Here is a 19,572-nt window from a genome sequence, read left to right as displayed (position 1 = left end):
AACGCTATGAAGAAAAAGCAAACGTTAGCACAACGCATCAATATTATGCGTGCTGCCGTAATGGGTGCCAACGATGGTATCCTTTCAGTTGCCGGTATCGTTATTGGGGTTGCCGGTGCGACAACAAATAACTTTGCTATTTTTATTTCGGGTATTTCAGGAATGCTGGCCGGTACGGTTTCGATGGCGATGGGTGAATACGTTTCGGTTAACACGCAAAAGGATGCGCAGCGGCGAGCAATCATGACCCAAAAAACGGCACTCAAAGATGAGTACGATAACGAATTTAATTTCGTGAAACAAAAATACATTGATGATGGTATCGATGAAGAACTAGCAAGTCAGGCGACCAGTGAGATGATGGCGCAGGATTCGCTAGTGACAACCGTACGCGAACGCTATGGCTTCGATGTTGGTGAATATACTAGTCCGTATGCTGCCGCGGTTTCATCAATGATTTCATTTCCAATTGGTTCTATTTTACCACTAGTTGCAATTACCATGTTACCTAATTCGATTCGAGTACTCGGTACTTTCATCGCTGTGGTGATTGCGTTGAGTGCAACTGGTTTTTCAGCTGCTGCGTTAGGTAATGCCAATAAACTTAACGGTGTTGTGAGAAACGTTGTCTCAGGCATTTTAACGATGATCGTGACTTACGTTATCGGCAGCCTAATTGGTGGTTAAAAGGGAGGACTTATTTATGAGTGAAATCGCAACAAAACCAACTAAGAAGCCCACCCAAACGATGGAAGAAAAGTTGAATACCTTACGTGCAGGTGTGTTGGGCTCAAACGATGGTATCTTAACTGTTGTCGGCGTGCTGTTTAGTGTGGCCGTCGCAACGACTAATCAATTTACAATTTTTATTGCTGGACTGGCCGATTTGTTAGCGTGTGCCTTTTCGATGGCATCTGGTGAGTACGCATCGGTTAGTACCCAAAAGGATACTGAAAAAGCCGTTGTTAGAACTGAAGAACGGCTATTAAAGACCAATTATGAAGATGAAGTTCAAGCTGTCATTAATCACTACACAGATCGTGGTGTGACGGAAGCTACGGCGACTAAGATTGCCAATGAATTGATGGCTAAAAAGCCATTGGAAACGGTGGTGAGTGTCAAATATGACTTAACCCTTAACCACTACATGAATCCGTGGAACGCTGCTTTTTCATCATTATTTTCAGCTGCAGCAGGCGGGGTCTTCCCATTGGCAGCCATGACATTGGCACCGGTTGGTTTTCAATGGCAGGCCACTATTCTAGCGGTTTGTTTATCGGTTGCCATTACTGGTTTTTTAAGTGCCAAGTTGGGTAATGGCCTAGTTAAGACAGCAATTATTCGGAATGTTATTGTGGGGATTATTACCATGATTATTCACTATGGTGTTGGGCTGATGCTGTAATTGGCACAATGATGAATTTAAAATAACTGTTAGATTTTAACTCAAAAATCTAACAGTTATTTTTTTGCATTTAAATAAAATTATAAATTAACCAGTTATTTAAAATTGTTTAACTAGAAATGCTGATATGGCGCGTCTAATACGAACTAATTCTAGCATCATGAAATTGCCATTAATGCGACAGTTTATTCTACGAAGAATGTAAGCTTACTCCTATTGTTTCAGCTTACGTGTGTCAGGTAAGATAAATCTGTTTCTTAAAACAATTAATTCGTGGAGGGGTTTCCTTGAGGCGCTTAAAAAGACTAAAAATGATCAGTCCAGCGGTTGTTGCTACGTTGGGCTGTGCCATAATTACGGGATGGCTAGTTTTTAGCACGCCGGTTCATGGTTATGGCAATAACGGTAGTTTTGATTGGTTATTGGCGACTAACGGTCTGTACTGGTTGAAGCCATCAAATCATGGTGGGGTAACGTCTCAACTGGGAATCATGAAGTATCATAATCCGCTTTACCTGTCACATTTAACGAGTCAAGATTTGGCCATTCAACTCGCAATTTGGTTTAACCGTGTGTTTTATAGTCAGCGATATTTTAACCTTGAATTTTTAGGTGCCGTTTATTTAGTGCTGTATGTCGGCAGTATCTTCCTTTTTTGCCGGGGACTGTTGGGTCAGCGACGACGACTGAGAGATTATTGTTTAGCTGGATTAGTCGTGATCGTACTCGCTGATACAGCCTTTACGCTGTACTTTAATTCATTTTATCCGGAAGCCCTGGCGTATATTTTGATGATTGCTGTAGTTGGCTTTTGTTTATATTATTTGCGATATAAAACTGGTAATAAATGGCGAATGGTCTTTTTTACTTTGCTGGCGGCGCTCTTATTATTAACACAAGAAAGTACCAGTTTACTCACGTTAAGCTTAATTCTAATGGGCGTGACGTTCTTAACACGCTCATCTCAATCAATGACTGTCGTGGTGATCATTGGCTTGTTGATGGTGGGTGGCTTTTCAGCAAATAACCTGACCCGTCAAAATCAAGCGGCAAATAAATTTCAGGCGTTATCACAGGGAATTTTGCTAAATCAAAGACCAGAACGAGCAGTCAAAACGGCTAACATCGAGCCTCAATTTTCACTATTGCGAGGTCAAGCCTACTTTCCGAATGCTTTCGCGGCCAGTTTACCGACAGATACGTTGATTCAACATCGCGTTATGAACCAGTATGACCTGCCATGGTTGGTGATGGCGTACGCTCGTGACCAACAACAATTCGAGACGTTACTAGATGCTTCTGCCACTAACCTAACCTTGATTAAGCGACAACAAGTGGCAACCGTTGCTAGTGGTTCAACAGCTCATCGCCAGTCTCTTACAACGAGTTTCATGCTTTTCAGTCAAAGTCTGGCCACCTTTTTTCCACGCAAGTACACCTTTGACTGCTTAATGGCGGGCATTGTGATTAGCGTTTATCTAATCGATATTTGGTTAAGGCGCCGTCATCATCACCCAATGGGTCGCGGTTGGCTCGTAATCGGGCTCATGACAGCCGTTATTTTGGTTCCAGTAATGAGTTTATTTTTGTATGGCATGGTTGATCTGGCCTCACATCTACTCATGGTCGTTTTAAGTTTAAGCCTTGGTGGTTTGGTTTTAGCCGCTGATTTAATGAATCATCGTTTATGGTGGAGGTGGGATAGATGAAGCTGATTGTTTTGTGGCGAGTATTGCTTGGCCTCATTTTGAGTATCGGGGTTGGTAGTATGACCACAGTGGCGAACGCCCAAGCCACAGCGAACCACCCTGCTAATATTTTACTAGTCTATGATTCACAAAATATTGCACAGCATGGTGATCGGACACTTGATTTAGTTCAGCGGGAGTTAACTGGGTTGAACTTATCGGTTACGACAATAAGATTGAGCGATTATCAGTCTGGAATGATTAACAACGGACACTACCAAGGAATCGTCACATTAATTAACTGGCCAAACGCAAGAATCAAGCAACGGGCTTTTATCAACGACCGGCGCCACTTTACCGGACCAAAGCTACATATTGGTGCATTACTGACTCAAGATGAGGAACGCGCGCTAGGCAAGGTTCAGTCTCAGCCACATCAGCAATTTCAGTTGCAATTCAGTCAGCAAAAACAGTGGTTAACGGCCCAAAAGAGTCTGCCGATTATTGAAAAATCGCCTTCAAGTGGGACTCAATTCGGAACACTCATGCCACAGACAACCCGACAGCGCAATTTACCCTTTGGCATTATTCGACACAATCAAGGTTTTTTACCGATAGTTGTACCAGATGGTGTGGCAGTGATGGCGACCGTGGGTTTGATGGCGCAATTGTTTAGTAGTGACGTACCGAGTCAAAAACCGTTGCTGGCGATTACGGATATTACGCCTTACACGAACGTCGCGCAGTTGCATCACTTGATTAAGGGACTTGTGCGCACCCGAACCCCATTTGCGTTAAGTGTCCGTAGTCTTGATCACAACACGGAATTGGCCGCCTTTTACCGCTTTACGCGCGAGTTGCAGTATGCACAACTACATGGTGGTGTGGTTTATTTCAGACCACCGCTTGAGACTGGTGTCCAGCGACTTACGCAGGCTGAATTGACAGCACTTTTTCGGCGACAGTTACATCAATTACGTGAAAAACACGTGTTACCAATTGGTGTCAGTGCCGCTGGTTTTTGGAATCAGTCGCTGAGTCGACAGCAAGCTGTTTTGAGCAGAGGAAATCACGCGCTGCTACTGCCAAATTCCGATATTATGGTGAACGCTAAGGCGCCATGGCAGTCATCAAAAATGACGCACAGCCGAGTTTTTACTTCTGGTAGCGTTGGTCTGCCGTTGCGAACAATTGAAACAGTATCTCAACCACGGCGATTATTATTTCGTGAACCTACAGTGCTACTACTGCGGATGCCAACCAGTGAAGTGGCCGTTAAATCAGCGCTTCAGCGATTACGGCAGCTGAATGTATCTTGGCTTGATCCGGCCAATTCGTCGGCAGCCATCCTTCATGTCGGTGCAACGCATTATCGTTATGAGGCTGGCCGGTACTGGATAAACGGGGTGGTGGTCCATGACTTGGGTACCAAACCTCAGCGACACGTTGTTGCCTCTCACCAAAAAGAATCAACGGTAGGGTTGAATCGAGTTATTGTCTGGCAAACAAAGGCCCTGATGTGGTTGTTCACCATTATTGGTCTCAGTCTGACAGGGCTACTTTGGTATGGCTGGCGAATTCAACGCCGGTTGTTTAGAAAGCAAAAAATGAGGGATTAGATGTTAAATTGGACGTTATTTTTAGCAATCATCGCAATTTGGGGCATCTTAATTGTGAACTTAATCTTAACGATTGCCGGCTACGTATATTACTTAAAGTGGCAGCGAGAGCCGGTGGTGACTTTGCCACAACGGGTACCGTTTGTTTCAATTTTAGTACCCGCACATAACGAAGCAGTGGTGCTTGAAAAAACCGTCATGGCGTTATTGGCAATGGATTATCCGCAGGACCGGTATGAAGTGATTATTATCAATGATAATTCAAGCGACCAGTCAGCTGCGTTGTTAGCTGCTTTGCAAACAAGGACAACTAATGGTCGCTTATCAGTGATCAACACAACGCCGCAAAACGGCGGTATTGGTAAATCGAATGCGCTTAATATCGGGTTAAAACAAGCTAAGGGGACCTTGATTTCGGTCTACGATGCCGATAATACACCTGAGGCCGCAGCCTTACGCAGTCTGGTGGCAGCCCTCTGCCACGATGCTAAGTTAGGCGCCGTCATCGGGAAATTTAGGACGCGAAATAAGGCGGCCAGTTGGCTCACCAAGTTTATCAACATCGAGACGCTGGCGTTTCAGTGGATGGCACAGGCTGGTCGACAGCAGCTCTTTCACCTGTGCACCATTCCGGGCACTAATTACGTGATTCGCCGTGACTTACTTGAACAGATTGGTGGTTGGGATGTTAAAGCGCTGGCTGAAGATACTGAAATTAGTTTTCGGGTATATCAAAACGGCTATCGAATTGGTTTTGAACCACACGCCGTCACTTGGGAACAAGAGCCCCAAACATTTGAAGTCTGGTTTCATCAGCGGACGCGTTGGGTGAAAGGTAATATTTACGTTATTGCAAAAAACGTTAGGCTGCTTCTAAAGCCAAGTGCATACCGAATCTGGTTTGATTTGATTTATTTTATGGCCACTTATTTTTTCCTAATGACCGCACTGGTTTTTTCAGACGTAATTTTTGTGCTATCAGTTGCCGGGATAGTCCACGTCACCCTTCAAGGGTTTAGTAACGTGGTCTGGGGATTAGCTATTTTGTTATTCATTTTGAGTACGTTTATCACGATCACAACTGAAAAGGGTGAAATGACCCTTCAGAATTTAGGCCTCATCTGCTTGATGTACCTCGCGTATAGTCAGATGTGGTTGCTTGTCGCAATTTATGGAATGGTGGGGTATAGCCGTGAACAAATTTTTCATCAACAAGCAACTTGGTATAAAACAAAGCGTTATCGATAGTGTCTTAGTCATCATGAGTCTGCTGGTGATGCTTGCGGTTACGACGTTGCCGGCCAGTGCCAAACAATACGTTCAGTCATTTCAAAACAACACGACGACCTTATCTGGACAAGCTGTGCAGGCAAATATGTACTTTGTCAAAATGGGTTACTGGCAGGTTGATCAAGCAACTCTTAACTTGAATTTTCAAGTGTCACAACTGACCAACCGACAAACCTCTGATATTACTGTAGCTGTGAATGGCATCACGTTCGATTCGTTTCGACCGAAGAAAACGACGGGGATGCAAACCCGACAAATTATCATCCCTAAACGTTTGATTCAGTCTCAAAATAATTTAAAAGTCAGCGGTCAGCTGCTAAATCAAGCTGGTAAGAAAATTGCTGTGGCGTCCCAAACACCGGCTAATTGGCTGACATTAGATCGTTCCAGTAACGTAAACTTTGATTATCGCATCAGCGAGCCAGATTTTCAGATTAGGTCCTATTACGCCCACTTAACTGGTGCGGATACCTTGGCGCATCATAAATCGGCAGTTTTGACGCCACCGGATGCGTCTGATGCTGAGCTGGCCGCCAGTACACGGGTTTTGATGGGATTATCCCGTTTTGTCACTTCTGAAGATCAAATAGTGCCGATGCTTCCTTTGAAGAAGTCGGTTGACTTGCATGATTATCAAGTCATGGTGGCCAGGGCAGATCATTTACCGGCCAGTTTGCAACGGCAGGTGTCTGCGAACCAACTCCGGCACCATGCAGTCATTAAGTGCGTTAAGCAAAAAGGACGGCAGTTCTTATTAGTAACGGCATCTTCAACTGAATTATTGAACCAAGCGGCCAAGTACATTGCCAATCAAGAATTGATGCAGCAAACGAAATCACCGGTTAAGCTGATTACCAAAGGGACTCGGACGACGACTTCCGTACAACATTTTCAGAACCGACAACCATTAACGATGATGGATAATCAGGTCACTGGCACGGGCCGTCACGTGGTCACTTATTTTGTGCAGATGCCCAATAGTCAAACTAACGCGATTGATGCAACAATCAACCTGGATTTGAGGTATGCGCAAAACCTGAACTTTAAACAGTCGATGGTCACAATCAAAGTGAATGACCAAACTATCGGTAGCCGGCGATTGCACGCAAGTCATGCCGATGGTGATCACATTCAAATTAAATTACCAGCCAAGATGGCATTACCAAGTACGTTTACAGTTCAAGTCATTTTTGATTTGGTGATGCCTGGCAAGGTAACGGCAAAATCCCGACAGACGCCATGGGCGACAGTCTTAAGGCAATCATACGCAAAAATTCCAGACCGTCCAGGCAACACCCTGTTGTTTAATAATTACCCAACGTTATTTATGGCCGACCGGGCGGTAAAAAATATGGCCTTAATTCGGCCACAACGGATGACCGATACGGACTTTGCAACACTCACCAATTTAATGAGTCTCATCGGGACTTACGCCAAGCAAAATACCGGTCAATTAACGATATATCAGCAAACGCCATCCCGAAATAACTTGGCTCATTCTAATGTGATTGCCTTTGGTACACCACAAGCAACGCCATTCATTCGACAATTGAATTCAAACTTATACTTTCAGTTCAATCATCAAGCAACGGCTTTTAATGGCAATGAAAAACTCAGTTTAGAATCAGAATACGCTAAACATATCGGGACCGCTCAGCTATTGCGATCACCTTATAATTCACGACGAGGGTTATTAGTTGTGACCGGACCACATCGCGATGATGTATATCGAGCCTCGACTCAACTTAATCGGCAAATAAACGTGGCGCAGTACCCACAAACGGATGCAATCGTTGTAGATGAGGATAACCAGCACTTTAGTTATCGATTTAAAAAACGAGCTGTAATTTACCCCACTAGTTTTAAGGCTGCAGCCCATCATTATCGGACCTTCTGGCTGTTTGTCGGTGTTGCCACGGTGATTTTATTGATATTCGGGATTGTGGCGATTCGGCTCACGCAACAAAATGGTTTTTGGACAAAGGGGGACCAAACGGATGAATAATCAGGATCATAATCAAACAGGTCTACAAGCAGACGTTAGCTTTGTAGCTTTTCTAACACTTCTTAGTCTAATGGTGATACTAGTAAGTGTTACACCCGCTTTTACCTGGAGTATTGCGTACACTGCCGTTACGGTTGTAGTCGTTTTGATCACTTATTTTAACGGTATTATGGCGGGATTATTGAGTAACTTGGCCTTTATTTTTCTACAGATTGCCGTGACGGCTTACTTTAACTTTAAATTACACCAGGTTGTGCCCACTAAAATGATGCTCTGGCTGATTTTACCAGGGTTGTTATCGATTGCGGTTGCGATGATGGTCAACCGACAGCAGCGACTTCGCGCGTATAATCGGTTTCTGCGTGCGCAATTAACGGAACGGGGAACCTTTGATAGTCAGACCCACTTGCGGACAATTGTGGCATTTATGACTGACGCGCGCGTATACGTGGCCAATCATCGACAGTATGATTTACCAGTTGCAATGATTGTGCTTAGGATTCGGTATTATCCAGAGTTGAAGCGATTAATGAGCAGCCAACAACAACAAACGTTAATTAGGGTCATTACCACTAGCTTAACCGCCGTCGCACAGGATAACGACTTAACGTACTTTCTTGACGCACACCATCCAACTTGGGGGATGTTACTGCACGCGGATAAGAATCGTGCACAACAGTTGGTTTTGAAGATTAAAGCGGCCGTTAACGCACAATTACAACAAAATGAAAGCATGCAATCCCTCGATGTATCTCTCATTGCTGGCGTGATTGACTGGGATGCAACGTTAATGCATTCACCGCATGATTTGCTTCAGTCTGGTATTCGAGAAACTGAGTATGATGTTTGACCAACAAAAAAGCTGTGATGCAGGCTACATCACGGCTTTTATAGAAATCGTTAAATTAATGGTTATTCGGGTTAATGTAACCCATCGCAGTAAAGCGCGGTTCATCGCGGCCTTCAGTGCGTTCTTGATCAACCGCCAGTTGAGCAACCATGTTTAAATAGTTGAACGGGAAGTCAAAGTTTGGCTGGAAGAGCATGTCAACGAATGCAAGGTCGTCAATGGTGTTGTTGTTTTGAATAGCAACCGAAATGGCGTTTGCTGATTGGGTGATCTCGTGCTTGCTGAGTAATTGGGCGCCCAAGACACGGCGATCATCACGGTCATAGACGAGGACGATGGTGAGCGCATCAGTGGATGGCATGTATTCTGGTCGCCAAGTACCTTCATAGGTAACACTTGCAGCGTTGAGTCCAGAATTAAGTGCGTGTTGAAGCGTTAAACCAGTGGTAGCCAGTGTGTTGCCATAGAGTTCAAGGGCTGAGCTGGCCTGGGTACCAATGTAAGGGTGTGTGTGCCCGAAGATGTTGTGAGCAACTAACATACCTTGACGAATGGCACTACTTGCAAGAGGCGTGTAGGCTGGCTGTCCGGTTGGATTGAAACGGACCATACAGCAGTCACCAGCGGCGTAGATATCTGAATCAGACGTTTGTAAGTAACGGTTGGTGAGGAATGAACCGTGTTTTTCAATGTCGACTTGACCAGCTAACAAGGACGTATTCGGTGTAAACCCAGTGCTGACAATGGCAACGTCAGTCTTGAAATCACCTTGATTGGTTTCAATCGTGATTTGACCATCTTAATCACCTGTAAAGGCGGTTACTTCATGCTCAAGGTGAATATCAACGTTGTGGTCTCTCAATAAGTTGACAGCCCACTCAGACATGTTATCGTCAACGTAGTTATTTAATACCTGCTTACGGCTTTGGAACATGGAGACGTGGTGACCAGTTTCAGATAGAGCCTCAGCGAATTCAACACCTGCATACCCAGCACCAATAATTGCAATGTTGTGGTATTCTTTGGCGGCACTGTAGATAGCTTGGGCTTGTTGATAATTCTTGCACAACAGCACGCGTGAGTTATCGATACCAAATAATGGTGGTACGAGCACTGAAGAACCAGTAGTCATAATTAGCTTGTCGTAAGTATCAGTGAAGATGTCACCATTCGTCATATTGGCAACTTGAATCTGGTGATGAATGGCATCAATTTTGAGAACATCATGATTATCACGAACTTCAGCGCCCATTTCGCGTAGTTCTTGAGGTGAGGAATAAAACATGTCCTCGAGTCGTTGAACCTTGCCTTCAAGATAAAGAGAGATACCGCAAGATAAAAACGAGAAGTTATCTTTGCGTTCGTAGATGGTTAGTTCGGTTTCGGGATGGTTTTTCATAATTTCTGTTGCTGCAATTGTACCAGCGTGGGTACAGCCAACGATAATAACTTTCATTTTTAAAACTCCTTATTTCGTGAATTTTCGGGAATAACGACGGAAATTAAGTGAAACGTTCAAAAAACTATTTTATAAATGCTATAATCAGAGTGAACCATTTGGAGTGTGGCGAGAAAAAAGGGGGGCTTCACCGTGTACCGGTATTTTATCCAGCCACAATTGAATAAATTTACCAATTCACTGGTCGGCTATGAGATGTTGATTCGCAAATACGATGATCAGCACTGGAAGCTACCGCAGAACTTCGCGGCGATTTCGGTCGATGAACAGGTGAACTTACTTAAACAGACTGCCAACCGATTAGGATTAAAAGTTGGTTCAATCTCGTTTAACCTTAATCGCAGCCAATTCATTGACGATCACATGGCTGAAGCCCTCATTCAAGCCCAACATGAACTTTACCCAGTAAAACTTATTATAGAAGTCACTGAGGAAGAAAGCGACCAACTCGTCCCGGAAGAAGCATTGGTGGCCCAAGCTAAACAGTACGCCGAAAAAGGGGTACAAATCAGTTTGGATGATGTGGGCAGTGGGTTCAATACCTATAATAACATTAAACCACTGCTACCATACGCGGATGAGATAAAGTTCGCGATGCAAAACTTTCGCCGCGAAACCCGCGAAGGTGAAATTGTCGATCAATTGCAATTTTGGAAAGAAGTGGCTTCTCGGTATCGAATTCGGATGGTCGTAGAGGGAACTGAAACGGCTGAGGAAGATGAGTTACTCAATAAACTTGATATCTCATATCGTCAGGGTTATTTTTATGGTAAACCTCATCTCGTGAAATTGGAATAGCAAAATAAGAATAATGTTCAAGCCTTCACATATTGATTGTTCGCAATCTTTGTGTAAAGGCTTTTTAATTTTGCAAATATGAGTCAATGTGATTAAGCATGGCAGGCAATCACAGGTTCTGAAATTTATAGGTAATGACGAAGAGCGTGCTGGAATATAAAAAGATTGTCGCTTTCCGGATTGGAAAACGACAATCTTTCTCAACTTCGGTATCAACCATAATTGGGTTTGATTCGAAGTTACAAGCCTATTTTGTTAATCAACCTTAACTTTGCCATGGAACTTAACAAAGTACAGAATTGTCATAATGGCGAGGAAAACGACCCCAACGATAATCGAAATCCGGGTTTCGGGATTGAAGAACATGAAAACCAACGTTAAGAGTAAGAAGAATAACGTCAGGTAATTTGACCAAGGCGATAACGGCATTTTGAACGGATGCTTAGCCATTTGGTCGCGGTGTTGCTTACGGAATTCCAACTGACTGATTAAAATCACGAACCAAGGAATCATACCAGGTAGCACACTCGAACTGTAAACCATCACGAAGACGTTATCAGCATCTTTGAAGAAGATTGGCATGATGAAGTCTAAAACGACTCCAAGAAAAATACCAAGTGAAATGGCAACCACTGAGTAGAATGGCACACCATGACGGTTCAACTTCAAGAAACGCTTTGGTAATTGGCCGTTGTTAGCTAAGGTGAATGACATCCGGCTAGCACTGTAAATTCCGGAGTTGGCTCCAGAAAGGGCTGCGGTGATCACGACGAAGTTAATGATGGATGCGGCTGCGGTAATTCCAATCTTAGCAAAAGTTTCAACGAATGGTGAACCAACGTTGTTCAGTTCGTTCCATGGGTAAATACTGAGGATCACGAAAATCGCACCAATGTAGAAAATCAGGATTCTAAAGACAGTTGAACGAATTGCTTTAACTAACGTTTGTTGTGGGTTTTCAGCTTCACCGGCAGTGACCCCAATCAACTCGATGCCTTGATAGGATGCCAACACAATTGATAACGCGAAGATGAACCCTTTAAAACCACCAGTAAAGAAGCCATGACGCCAGATGTTTGAAATGCCAATTGGGTGGAAGCCGTTGCCAAGTCCGAAGACAATGAGGCCAAGACCAACAATAATCATTAAGATGATGGTGACCACCTTAATTAAGGCAAACCAAAACTCCAGTTCACCAAACATCTTGACTGAAATCAAGTTGGCTAAGCAAAGGAAGGTGATTGCAACAATTCCTGGTATCCAAGCTGGTAGTCCGGGCCACCAAAATTCGAAATAACCGCCAATGGCAATCATTTCACTCATCCCAACGACCACAAATTGGAAAATGTTGCTCCATGCGGTCAAATACCCAGCTAAGGGGTGAATGTATTCAGTTGCGAATTTTGAGAAAGAACCCGTATCCGGATCGACATAGAGCATTTCCCCTAAAGCTCGCATGATTAGATACAAGAAAACGCCAGCGATTGCGTAGGCGATGAGGACGGATGGTCCCGTCCACTTAATGGTGGATGTGGCCCCCATGAAGAGTCCAACACCAATTGTTCCACCGAGCGCAATCATTTGCATCTGACGTGCACTTAATTTTCGTTTCATAATTTCTAATCCCTTTCACATAAATATGATGTTTCCCCCGAATGTTGCCTAAACAACAGCAGATGTGAATCGTGCTGAGCGTGAGATATCAAGATTAGATTGGGAAAGGCTAGCACTGACAATGATTATAACATTATTATAATAGTGGATCAGACCGCTACATAACGCTGTAAATGACCACATAAGCCCCGCATATGGACAATTCAAACCTTGATTGTCCGGTTTGCGGGGCTTATGTTTGGGAGCTAGTCGGTTAATTTCCCGCTCTCATCAGTATTTATTAGTTTTGTATGAGAATAATGTTACACGAATTTAGGCCTTAACGCAAATAAAAATGCAGGGAGAAAACGCTTTGAACGGTGTCGTTGGCCTGGAAAAACAGTCACTTTTCGATTGAATGGTTGTTTAAACAACGCATTTCGTTGTGATGACAACATTCAGTTAGTGTAAAATGAGGGTAACGATCTTTGGGTAGGGAGGCGTGCGGACGATGCTTGAACAACATCAACTCTGGCAAGACTTAACTTGGGTGGCGGTCGATGATCCAGATCATCGAGACTTGGAACGATTGCGTGATGATTATCAGATCTCCAAAAAGTACCTTATGTATATGAAAGATATTCGGGAACGGGCGCGCTTCGATTATGATGCGCAGACCGACTGTGGTTTATTAGTGTTTCGGTCAGTTAATCATGGTGAACAAGGTGAGGATAGTGCGGAATATTTAGAAACTGTGCCGTTTTGTCTTATTTTCAAGAACAATTTGTTAATTACGGTGACGCATCCGCATAATGCCTATATCATAACGGATATCAGAAACGTGATTGGAGACCTTAAGCAGCGTTATTCCGAACCAAACGAGAGTCTGTTTACAGTGGCTTTTAACCTATTATTTAAATTAAATGAGGATTATTTAGATCGAATTGATGAGATGAATAAGGCTAGGGAAGGGTTGGAAACTTTCCACAAACGACCAAGTAACAAACAAATTAGTCAGTTATCTAACCTTGATAAACGGCTGGTTTACCTCAAGACGGCTGCTAATAATAACGTGATTGCGATTCGACAACTGCAGGTAATGTCGGATGCGGAGGACGATCCGCTGAAACTATCAGCGGCTGAAATGCAACACCTAAAGGACTTACGAGTTGAAGTCGAACAGAGTCGTGAGATGGCTAATATTGCGGCTGAAATTGTGGAACAGGTCGTTGGCAGTTACAGTAACATCTTGGATAATAGCATCAATAATACGATGCGTCTTTTAACGGTTTGGTCCCTGGCGTTAGCCGTCCCGCCAATTGTATCTGGGTTCTGGGGGATGAATATGCCGTTACCTCTGGTTAAAGAATCCTGGGGCTGGCTTTTCTCCATCTTCATCTCAATAGTGCCAATCGCGATATTGATGTGGTATTTAAAGTGGCATCATGATATTTAAAAAAGTTTTGAAAGGTGCTTGACGAAGTTCAGATTCGGGTATATATTAAAGCCACATTAATTATTGATGAGAAAATAAATGCGATGATGAGGAGAGTAAACGTTAACGAACTGTCAGTGAGTTCCGGTAAGTGTGAAGGAATCAGCTAGTTAACGGCGAAAGTAACCTTTGAGCAGCGAATGCGACGTTTGGAAGTGTTCGCGGTGAGTCCGCCTTACTGGACTAGCGTATCGTTACGATGGTAGCCGTACGCGAAAAGGTGACGTTTGTGAGAACGTGACAAATTAAGGTGGTACAGCGCACAAAGCGCCCTTGTTCAAGTGATGAGCTTGAACAAGGGCGCTTTTTCTTATCAAATACAAAAAAATTGGAGTGTGATTTTAATGGAATTTGCAATGATCGGTGCAGGTGCAATGGGTTTACGTTACGGTATTTTACTTCAAGAGGCAGGCAACGATGTGACGTTCATCGACACGTGGCAGCCACACATTGACAAGATTCGCGAGCAAGGTGGCGTCTATGTTTCACGCGACCATCAAGATCGACATCTCACACCAATTAAGTTGGAAACACCTGAAACCTATCATGGGGATCCAGACATCTTAATTTTCTTTACGAAGCAAATGCAATTGGCTGGGTTCCTCGAACGGTGTGAGCATTTCTTTAATGACAAGCAATATGCCTTCACTTGTATGAATGGGATGGGGCACATCGAAAAATTACAGCAGTACTTTGCCGATGATAAAATTATCGCCGGAACAGCCTTGATTGCTACTGTTTTGAACGGCCCTGGCGACGTTGATTTCATGGGCAAGCGTGGCGCCGGTAAGATGAACATGGCCAACTTGACTGAAAAGCCAGATGAGATGACCCACCGGTTATTTGACGAACTGCAAAAAGCACAGATGAATCCAACCCTGACAACGAACTTCAAGGGAACTTTAATGACCAAAGTTATTTTTAACTCTGTTATTAACACGTTGTGCACGTTGTTTGAAATTCAAATGGGCGAATTTGGTAACTTTGAAAAAGCCTATGATTTAGGCCGACAATTAATTGATGAAGCCTATGATATTTGTGAGCGTGCAGGCATTACACTGGTTTCAACCCGGGATGAGGAAATGACTGCGCTCGATATCAATACGCGAATCGATATGCCACTGCACTACCCATCCATGTATCAAGATATGATTCATGATCGCCCAACCGAAGTTGATTACATAAATGGTTATATTGCAGATTTAGGTCGTCAATACCACTACGAAGCCAAAACCCACCTCTTCTTAACCAACTTAGTTCACTTGTCCGAATATCACCACGAAAATCAGCGTCGTGAACGTGAGGCAGCTGAAAAGAAGGCGACTCAAACGGCGTAAAAACCGAGCGGATGAATCTGATAGTGTTGATTCATCTCGTTTAGGGTATCGAACAGGCTGGCTTGTTGGTCAGCCGTAATTGAAATTTCAATGTAGAACGCATAGATGCCAATTTGCTGACGAGTTGGCAATGACATGATGGTCACTAAATTGAGTTTTGACTGAGCTAAGTAGGAAAGGATCTGATAGAGCACACCCGGTTCCTCCGTTGGTGGTGTGATGAAAAGTGGATACTTATAGGTGCGTTGTGTCGCACCGACAGTCGACGTAACTGGTAGAACCAGTGGCGCCGGCTTTTTTTTGAAAATGATGAAGCGCGTGGCGTTATCATCTTGGTCGGCAACATTATCTAATTTGAATGGGAACTCTTGAACCGCCATTTGTGATTGCGGGATGATGGCAGCATCGCCTGGTTCACCGGATTGTAATTTTTCGACAGAAATCATATTGCTAGAGGTGGTGATGATTTGAGCGTTGGGCAACTGACTTAATAGTTTTTGGCACTGCCCCTCGGTTTTAAACTGCGCAAATATGCGTTTAATATCAGTTAATTGGGTCACTCGACCGGCCAAGCCAAAGTTAACGGGGACGGTCACTTCGCCAATTTCGGTGACGTCTGCCACTTGCAGGCGCTGCAACGTTGCCAACACGAACCCGTCCAGTTGATTCTCTAGCGGTAACAAGCCAATACCATCTGGTTCAACTGCCTGATAGACTTGGTCAAAGGTGGCGTGGTAATCGAGCTCAATATCGGTGATGGGATGTTGTTTAAGGTAAGCTTTAGCGGCCGCGTCGGCAAAAGTGCCGGCCGGACCGAGAACGGAAAACTTCATATTATCGTAACTTCCTTTATGGTTAGTTTGGTTTTATTATACCAGTTCATTGGCCTAATAAGATGATGATCAGCTGTGTCGGGATGTGGCACTGTCTTGAATTTACTCAGGCATATCATTAACTAATTGTGCACAATCAGTGTTAAACTATGATAGTAAATTAAAACGGAGGTGGCATAATGACTGAATTAACCATGAGTTCAGACGTCCAAGCACGCTTATCAAAACGACTGGGCGAACATTCACAATTAATTTTAGACTTTGACGACGGTGTGGGGGCTTACTCCAAAGTGGGCGTTTGCTCCTTAGACGTTAGCTTTCGTTTATTGATCGTGGATGAGTCACAAGCTGTTGATCCAGTTTACGATGATAAACTAACGAGTCCTTTAGGTGACGTGTTGATTAAGGGCTACGCTGCCAATTTTGTGGATGAACATCCACGATTAGAAGCCAACAAGTTCGGCTTGATTAGCTTGGTGACGGATACTGGTGTGGTAGACACAAACGTCGAAATTTTGGATAACGTTGTATTAGCAAACTAAATTTGATGATGTAGTGAATATTTTCCTTAGACAGGCTAATTTTGATAATTGGCCTGTTTTTTGTTTGAAATTTGTTTGATTAATCGAACTGATCATAGATGGTTTGTAATGTTTTTTGCGAATGTTTGTTGGAACGAGAACGGAGTCTAGCAGTATTTGGCCGTGGCACTGGAAGCCGCTGAGACCCGGTTTTTGAGGCTCAGCGACGAGGTGGAAGACACATCGTTTTTTGGATGTGGCTGAAGCCGGTCCCACAGCAACGGCCAAATACTGCTAGACGTAGTGGCAGTGGCAATGTACTTCTCAATAATTGAAAAAACCGGCCTCCATGTACTGAAGGTCGGTTCATAAACCATTAAACGTTCAAAACTTTGTTCAAAAAATCCTGTAAACGTGGATTTTGCGGATGATTAAAGATTTCATCCGGCGTCCCTTGTTCTTGAATATTGCCATCATCCACGAACACAACGCGGTCGGCAACTTCCTTGGCGAAGCCCATTTCGTGGGTGACCACGATCATGGTCATCCCTTGTTGGGCAAGGTTCTTCATGACTTCGAGCACGTCGCCCACCATTTCAGGGTCAAGGGCCGAAGTTGGTTCGTCAAATAACATGACGTCAGGATTCATCGCGAGGGCGCGGGCAATCGCTACCCGTTGTTGTTGACCACCTGAGAGGGACTGCACAGTGGCATCAAACTTTGATTCCAGGCCAACCGTTGCCAGTAACTTTTTGGCTTGTTCAGCAGCTTCTGCCTTGTTTTCTTTTTTCAACTCAACCGGTGCTAACATGATGTTTTCGCCAACGGAGAGGTTATTAAATAAGTTGAAGTGTTGAAATACCATGCCGATGTTTTCGCGCACTTTATTGATATCGGTCTTTGAATCAGCAATGTCCATGTCATCGATAATAATTGAGCCTGATGTGGGTTCCTCTAATTTATTAAGGGTGCGCAGAAAGGTACTTTTACCAGAACCCGAAGGACCAATGACAACGACCACTTCATTGTTTTCGACGGATAGGTTGATGCCCTTGAGTACTTCATTGTCGCCGTAAGTTTTAATTAAATCCGTTACTTTTACTTTTGTACTCATAGTCGTGTTCTCCTTTGAACCCAGTTAGATAACCATGTTAAGAGAGTGATGATGACGAGGTAGATGACCGCGATGATGGACCACACCTTGAAGCCCTCCAAGTTTCTGGCAATGATAATTTTACCGGTTTGTGTTAACTCTAAGATACCAATAATGGAAAGAATTGACGTATCTTTTAGGGTAATAATGAATTGGTTGATAAATGATGGAATCATAATTCGAATGCCTTGTGGCAGGATGATACGGCGCATGGCCTTGCCAAACGGGAGCCCCAGACTACGTGCTGCTTCCATTTGACCACTATCGACAGCGTTGATACCGCCCTTAACAAAGGCGGCAATGTAGGCCCCTTCATTAAACATCAGCGTGATAATCCCGGCAACGAAAGCAGGAATTTTTTGTCCCGTTAAGCTTGGGATCCCAGTATAAATAAAGAGGGCTAACACTAGTAATGGTAAACCACGGAAAACGTAAATCAAAGTTGTTGATACACCGTTCATGAATTTACTTGGTACAACGCCCATCAAACCAACGAGTACGCCGAATAGGGTGGCAAAGAAAATCGCTACGATGGTGAGCCAAAGGGTTTCTTCAAACCCGCTGATTAGAGCACTCTTGTTTTGCTTTAACAGGCCAATGATACTTCGATCAGAAGCAGAATCGGAACTCTTCGTTGTGCCCAAATACTTTTGAGTGATTTTATCGTAGGTCCCATTTGCCTTCAAATCAGCAAGCCCCTTGTTAAACAGCTTGAGGAGCTTTTGGTTCTTACCCTTTTGAACAGCAAAGCCATATGAACCGCTCTCGGCTGGTTTTGTCACGATTTTAAGTTTGGTCCCTTGCTTGATCCCATATTGCATAACGGGGGAATCTTCAAAACAGGCGGCCGAGTTACCAGTCATGACGTCTTCGTACATATTATTAGAGTCATCGAAGGTAACGATTTTAAACCCGTATTTTTTTTGAATGCTTTTAGCATAGTCCGCACCAGAAGTACCGGTCTTGACGGCGACCTTTTTACCACGAAGCTGACTGAGTTTAGTGACCGAACCCTTTGGCTGAACGGCCATGACCACACCGGATGTGAAGTAAGGCTTTGAAAAATCAAAAGTGGCTTCACGTTCCTTTGTGATCGACATCCCGGCAATGACACCGTCGAGTTGGCCAGACTGGACAGCTTGAACAGCAGCGTTGAAGCCGACTGGTTTAATGTTAACCTTGAATCCTTGATCTTTAGCAATGGCACGCATCAAGTCCATATCAATCCCAACATACTTGTTCTGCTTGTTGGCAAATTCAAATGGTGGGAAGGTGACGTCCGTTCCAATTTGGTAAGTTGTGGTTGCCTTCGCCGGTGTAGTGCTGAACCCTAATGTTACTAAGAGGGTGATCAGAACCGCTAAACCGCTCACAACCGATGCAAAGCTGCGTTTCATACTGAGCCTCCTGAGATCATGTTATAAAAGCTAACATGTATTATGGCAATATCATAGCAGAAATGCTGCCGCATGTATAGCACAATGTTGGAATCTGATGATAACTAAGTCCGATTTGAATTGATTTTC

15 protein-coding genes and 1 pseudogene are annotated in these 19,572 nt (G+C 43.9%); 11 read left to right on the top strand and 5 right to left on the bottom strand.

Going from position 1 to position 19,572, the window contains the following annotated elements:
• The first annotated feature begins 6 nt into the window (after window positions 1-6).
• The 7 genes from FD04_RS08835 (at window position 7) to FD04_RS08805 (ending at window position 8,857) form a co-directional block, all read left to right on the top strand.
• Window positions 7-687, top strand: coding sequence for a VIT1/CCC1 transporter family protein (locus FD04_RS08835; protein WP_056948361.1), 681 nt, complete (start codon window positions 7-9; stop codon window positions 685-687).
• 16 nt (window positions 688-703) lie between these two features.
• Window positions 704-1,405, top strand: a complete 702-nt coding sequence (locus FD04_RS08830) for a VIT1/CCC1 transporter family protein (RefSeq protein ID WP_056948359.1) — start codon at window positions 704-706, stop codon at window positions 1,403-1,405.
• Between the two features lie 311 nt (window positions 1,406-1,716).
• Window positions 1,717-3,114 (top strand): glycan biosynthesis hexose transferase WsfD, encoded by a 1,398-nt coding sequence (wsfD, locus tag FD04_RS08825; protein ID WP_056948357.1) that lies wholly within the window; start codon window positions 1,717-1,719, stop codon window positions 3,112-3,114.
• A complete protein-coding gene (locus FD04_RS08820; protein WP_056948355.1) occupies window positions 3,111-4,712 on the top strand; it encodes a hypothetical protein in 1,602 nt (533 codons plus the stop codon). The genes wsfD and FD04_RS08820 overlap by 4 nt, the downstream gene beginning before the upstream one ends.
• Window positions 4,713-5,960 carry a glycosyltransferase family 2 protein gene (locus tag FD04_RS08815; RefSeq protein ID WP_056948353.1) on the top strand — a complete coding sequence of 416 codons (1,248 nt, stop codon included), beginning with the start codon at window positions 4,713-4,715 and terminating at the stop codon, window positions 5,958-5,960.
• Window positions 5,905-8,007 carry a cellulose biosynthesis cyclic di-GMP-binding regulatory protein BcsB gene (locus tag FD04_RS08810; protein WP_056948351.1) on the top strand — a complete coding sequence of 701 codons (2,103 nt, stop codon included), beginning with the start codon at window positions 5,905-5,907 and terminating at the stop codon, window positions 8,005-8,007. The genes FD04_RS08815 and FD04_RS08810 overlap by 56 nt, the downstream gene beginning before the upstream one ends.
• A complete protein-coding gene (locus tag FD04_RS08805) occupies window positions 8,000-8,857 on the top strand; it encodes a hypothetical protein (protein WP_054700327.1) in 858 nt (285 codons plus the stop codon). The genes FD04_RS08810 and FD04_RS08805 overlap by 8 nt, the downstream gene beginning before the upstream one ends.
• A 55-nt stretch (window positions 8,858-8,912) precedes the next feature.
• Here the strand turns inward: FD04_RS08805 and FD04_RS08800 are convergent.
• Window positions 8,913-10,313 (bottom strand): annotated as a pseudogene (locus tag FD04_RS08800) (FAD-dependent oxidoreductase).
• A 135-nt stretch (window positions 10,314-10,448) separates the two neighbouring features.
• On the opposite strand from FD04_RS08800, the gene FD04_RS08795 reads away from it, so the two are divergent.
• Window positions 10,449-11,114: an EAL domain-containing protein gene (locus FD04_RS08795; protein ID WP_054700329.1), complete on the top strand. Its 666-nt coding sequence runs from the start codon at window positions 10,449-10,451 to the stop codon at window positions 11,112-11,114.
• Between the two features lie 255 nt (window positions 11,115-11,369).
• Here the strand turns inward: FD04_RS08795 and FD04_RS08790 are convergent, their stop codons facing one another.
• Entirely contained in the window at window positions 11,370-12,728 is a 1,359-nt protein-coding gene (locus FD04_RS08790; protein WP_054700331.1) for an amino acid permease, read from the bottom strand.
• Window positions 12,729-13,218: 490 nt separating this feature from the next.
• Between FD04_RS08790 and FD04_RS08785 the strand changes: the two genes are divergently transcribed.
• Together FD04_RS08785 and FD04_RS08780 are read left to right on the top strand one after the other, a co-directional pair.
• Window positions 13,219-14,163 (top strand): magnesium transporter CorA family protein, encoded by a 945-nt coding sequence (locus FD04_RS08785; RefSeq protein ID WP_054700333.1) that lies wholly within the window; start codon window positions 13,219-13,221, stop codon window positions 14,161-14,163.
• A gap of 383 nt (window positions 14,164-14,546) precedes the next feature.
• Window positions 14,547-15,539, top strand: a complete 993-nt coding sequence (locus FD04_RS08780; RefSeq protein WP_054700335.1) for a ketopantoate reductase family protein — start codon at window positions 14,547-14,549, stop codon at window positions 15,537-15,539.
• Here FD04_RS08780 and FD04_RS08775 read toward each other — a convergent pair.
• Window positions 15,527-16,372 carry a prephenate dehydratase gene (locus FD04_RS08775; protein WP_056948349.1) on the bottom strand — a complete coding sequence of 282 codons (846 nt, stop codon included), beginning with the start codon at window positions 16,370-16,372 and terminating at the stop codon, window positions 15,527-15,529. The genes FD04_RS08780 and FD04_RS08775 overlap by 13 nt on opposite strands.
• A 179-nt stretch (window positions 16,373-16,551) precedes the next feature.
• Here FD04_RS08775 and FD04_RS08770 point away from each other — a divergent pair, with 179 nt between their 5' ends.
• Window positions 16,552-16,914, top strand: coding sequence for an iron-sulfur cluster biosynthesis family protein (locus FD04_RS08770; RefSeq protein ID WP_054700336.1), 363 nt, complete (start codon window positions 16,552-16,554; stop codon window positions 16,912-16,914).
• Window positions 16,915-17,269: 355 nt separating this feature from the next.
• On the opposite strand, the gene FD04_RS08765 is transcribed toward FD04_RS08770, so the two are convergent.
• Both FD04_RS08765 and FD04_RS08760 read right to left on the bottom strand, forming a co-directional pair.
• Window positions 17,270-18,007, bottom strand: a complete 738-nt coding sequence (locus tag FD04_RS08765) for an amino acid ABC transporter ATP-binding protein (RefSeq protein WP_056948347.1) — start codon at window positions 18,005-18,007, stop codon at window positions 17,270-17,272.
• Complete coding sequence (locus FD04_RS08760; protein WP_056948345.1) at window positions 18,004-19,443, bottom strand: amino acid ABC transporter substrate-binding protein/permease; 1,440 nt, start codon at window positions 19,441-19,443, stop codon at window positions 18,004-18,006. The genes FD04_RS08765 and FD04_RS08760 overlap by 4 nt, the downstream gene beginning before the upstream one ends.
• Window positions 19,444-19,572: the final 129 nt, after the last annotated feature.

Source organism: Secundilactobacillus odoratitofui DSM 19909 = JCM 15043 (genome assembly GCF_001434895.1).
GTDB classification, from domain to species: Bacteria; Bacillota; Bacilli; order Lactobacillales; family Lactobacillaceae; genus Secundilactobacillus; species Secundilactobacillus odoratitofui.
The sequence above is the reverse complement of the archived record's forward strand: the minus strand, read 5'-3'. Positions and strand labels throughout refer to the sequence as shown.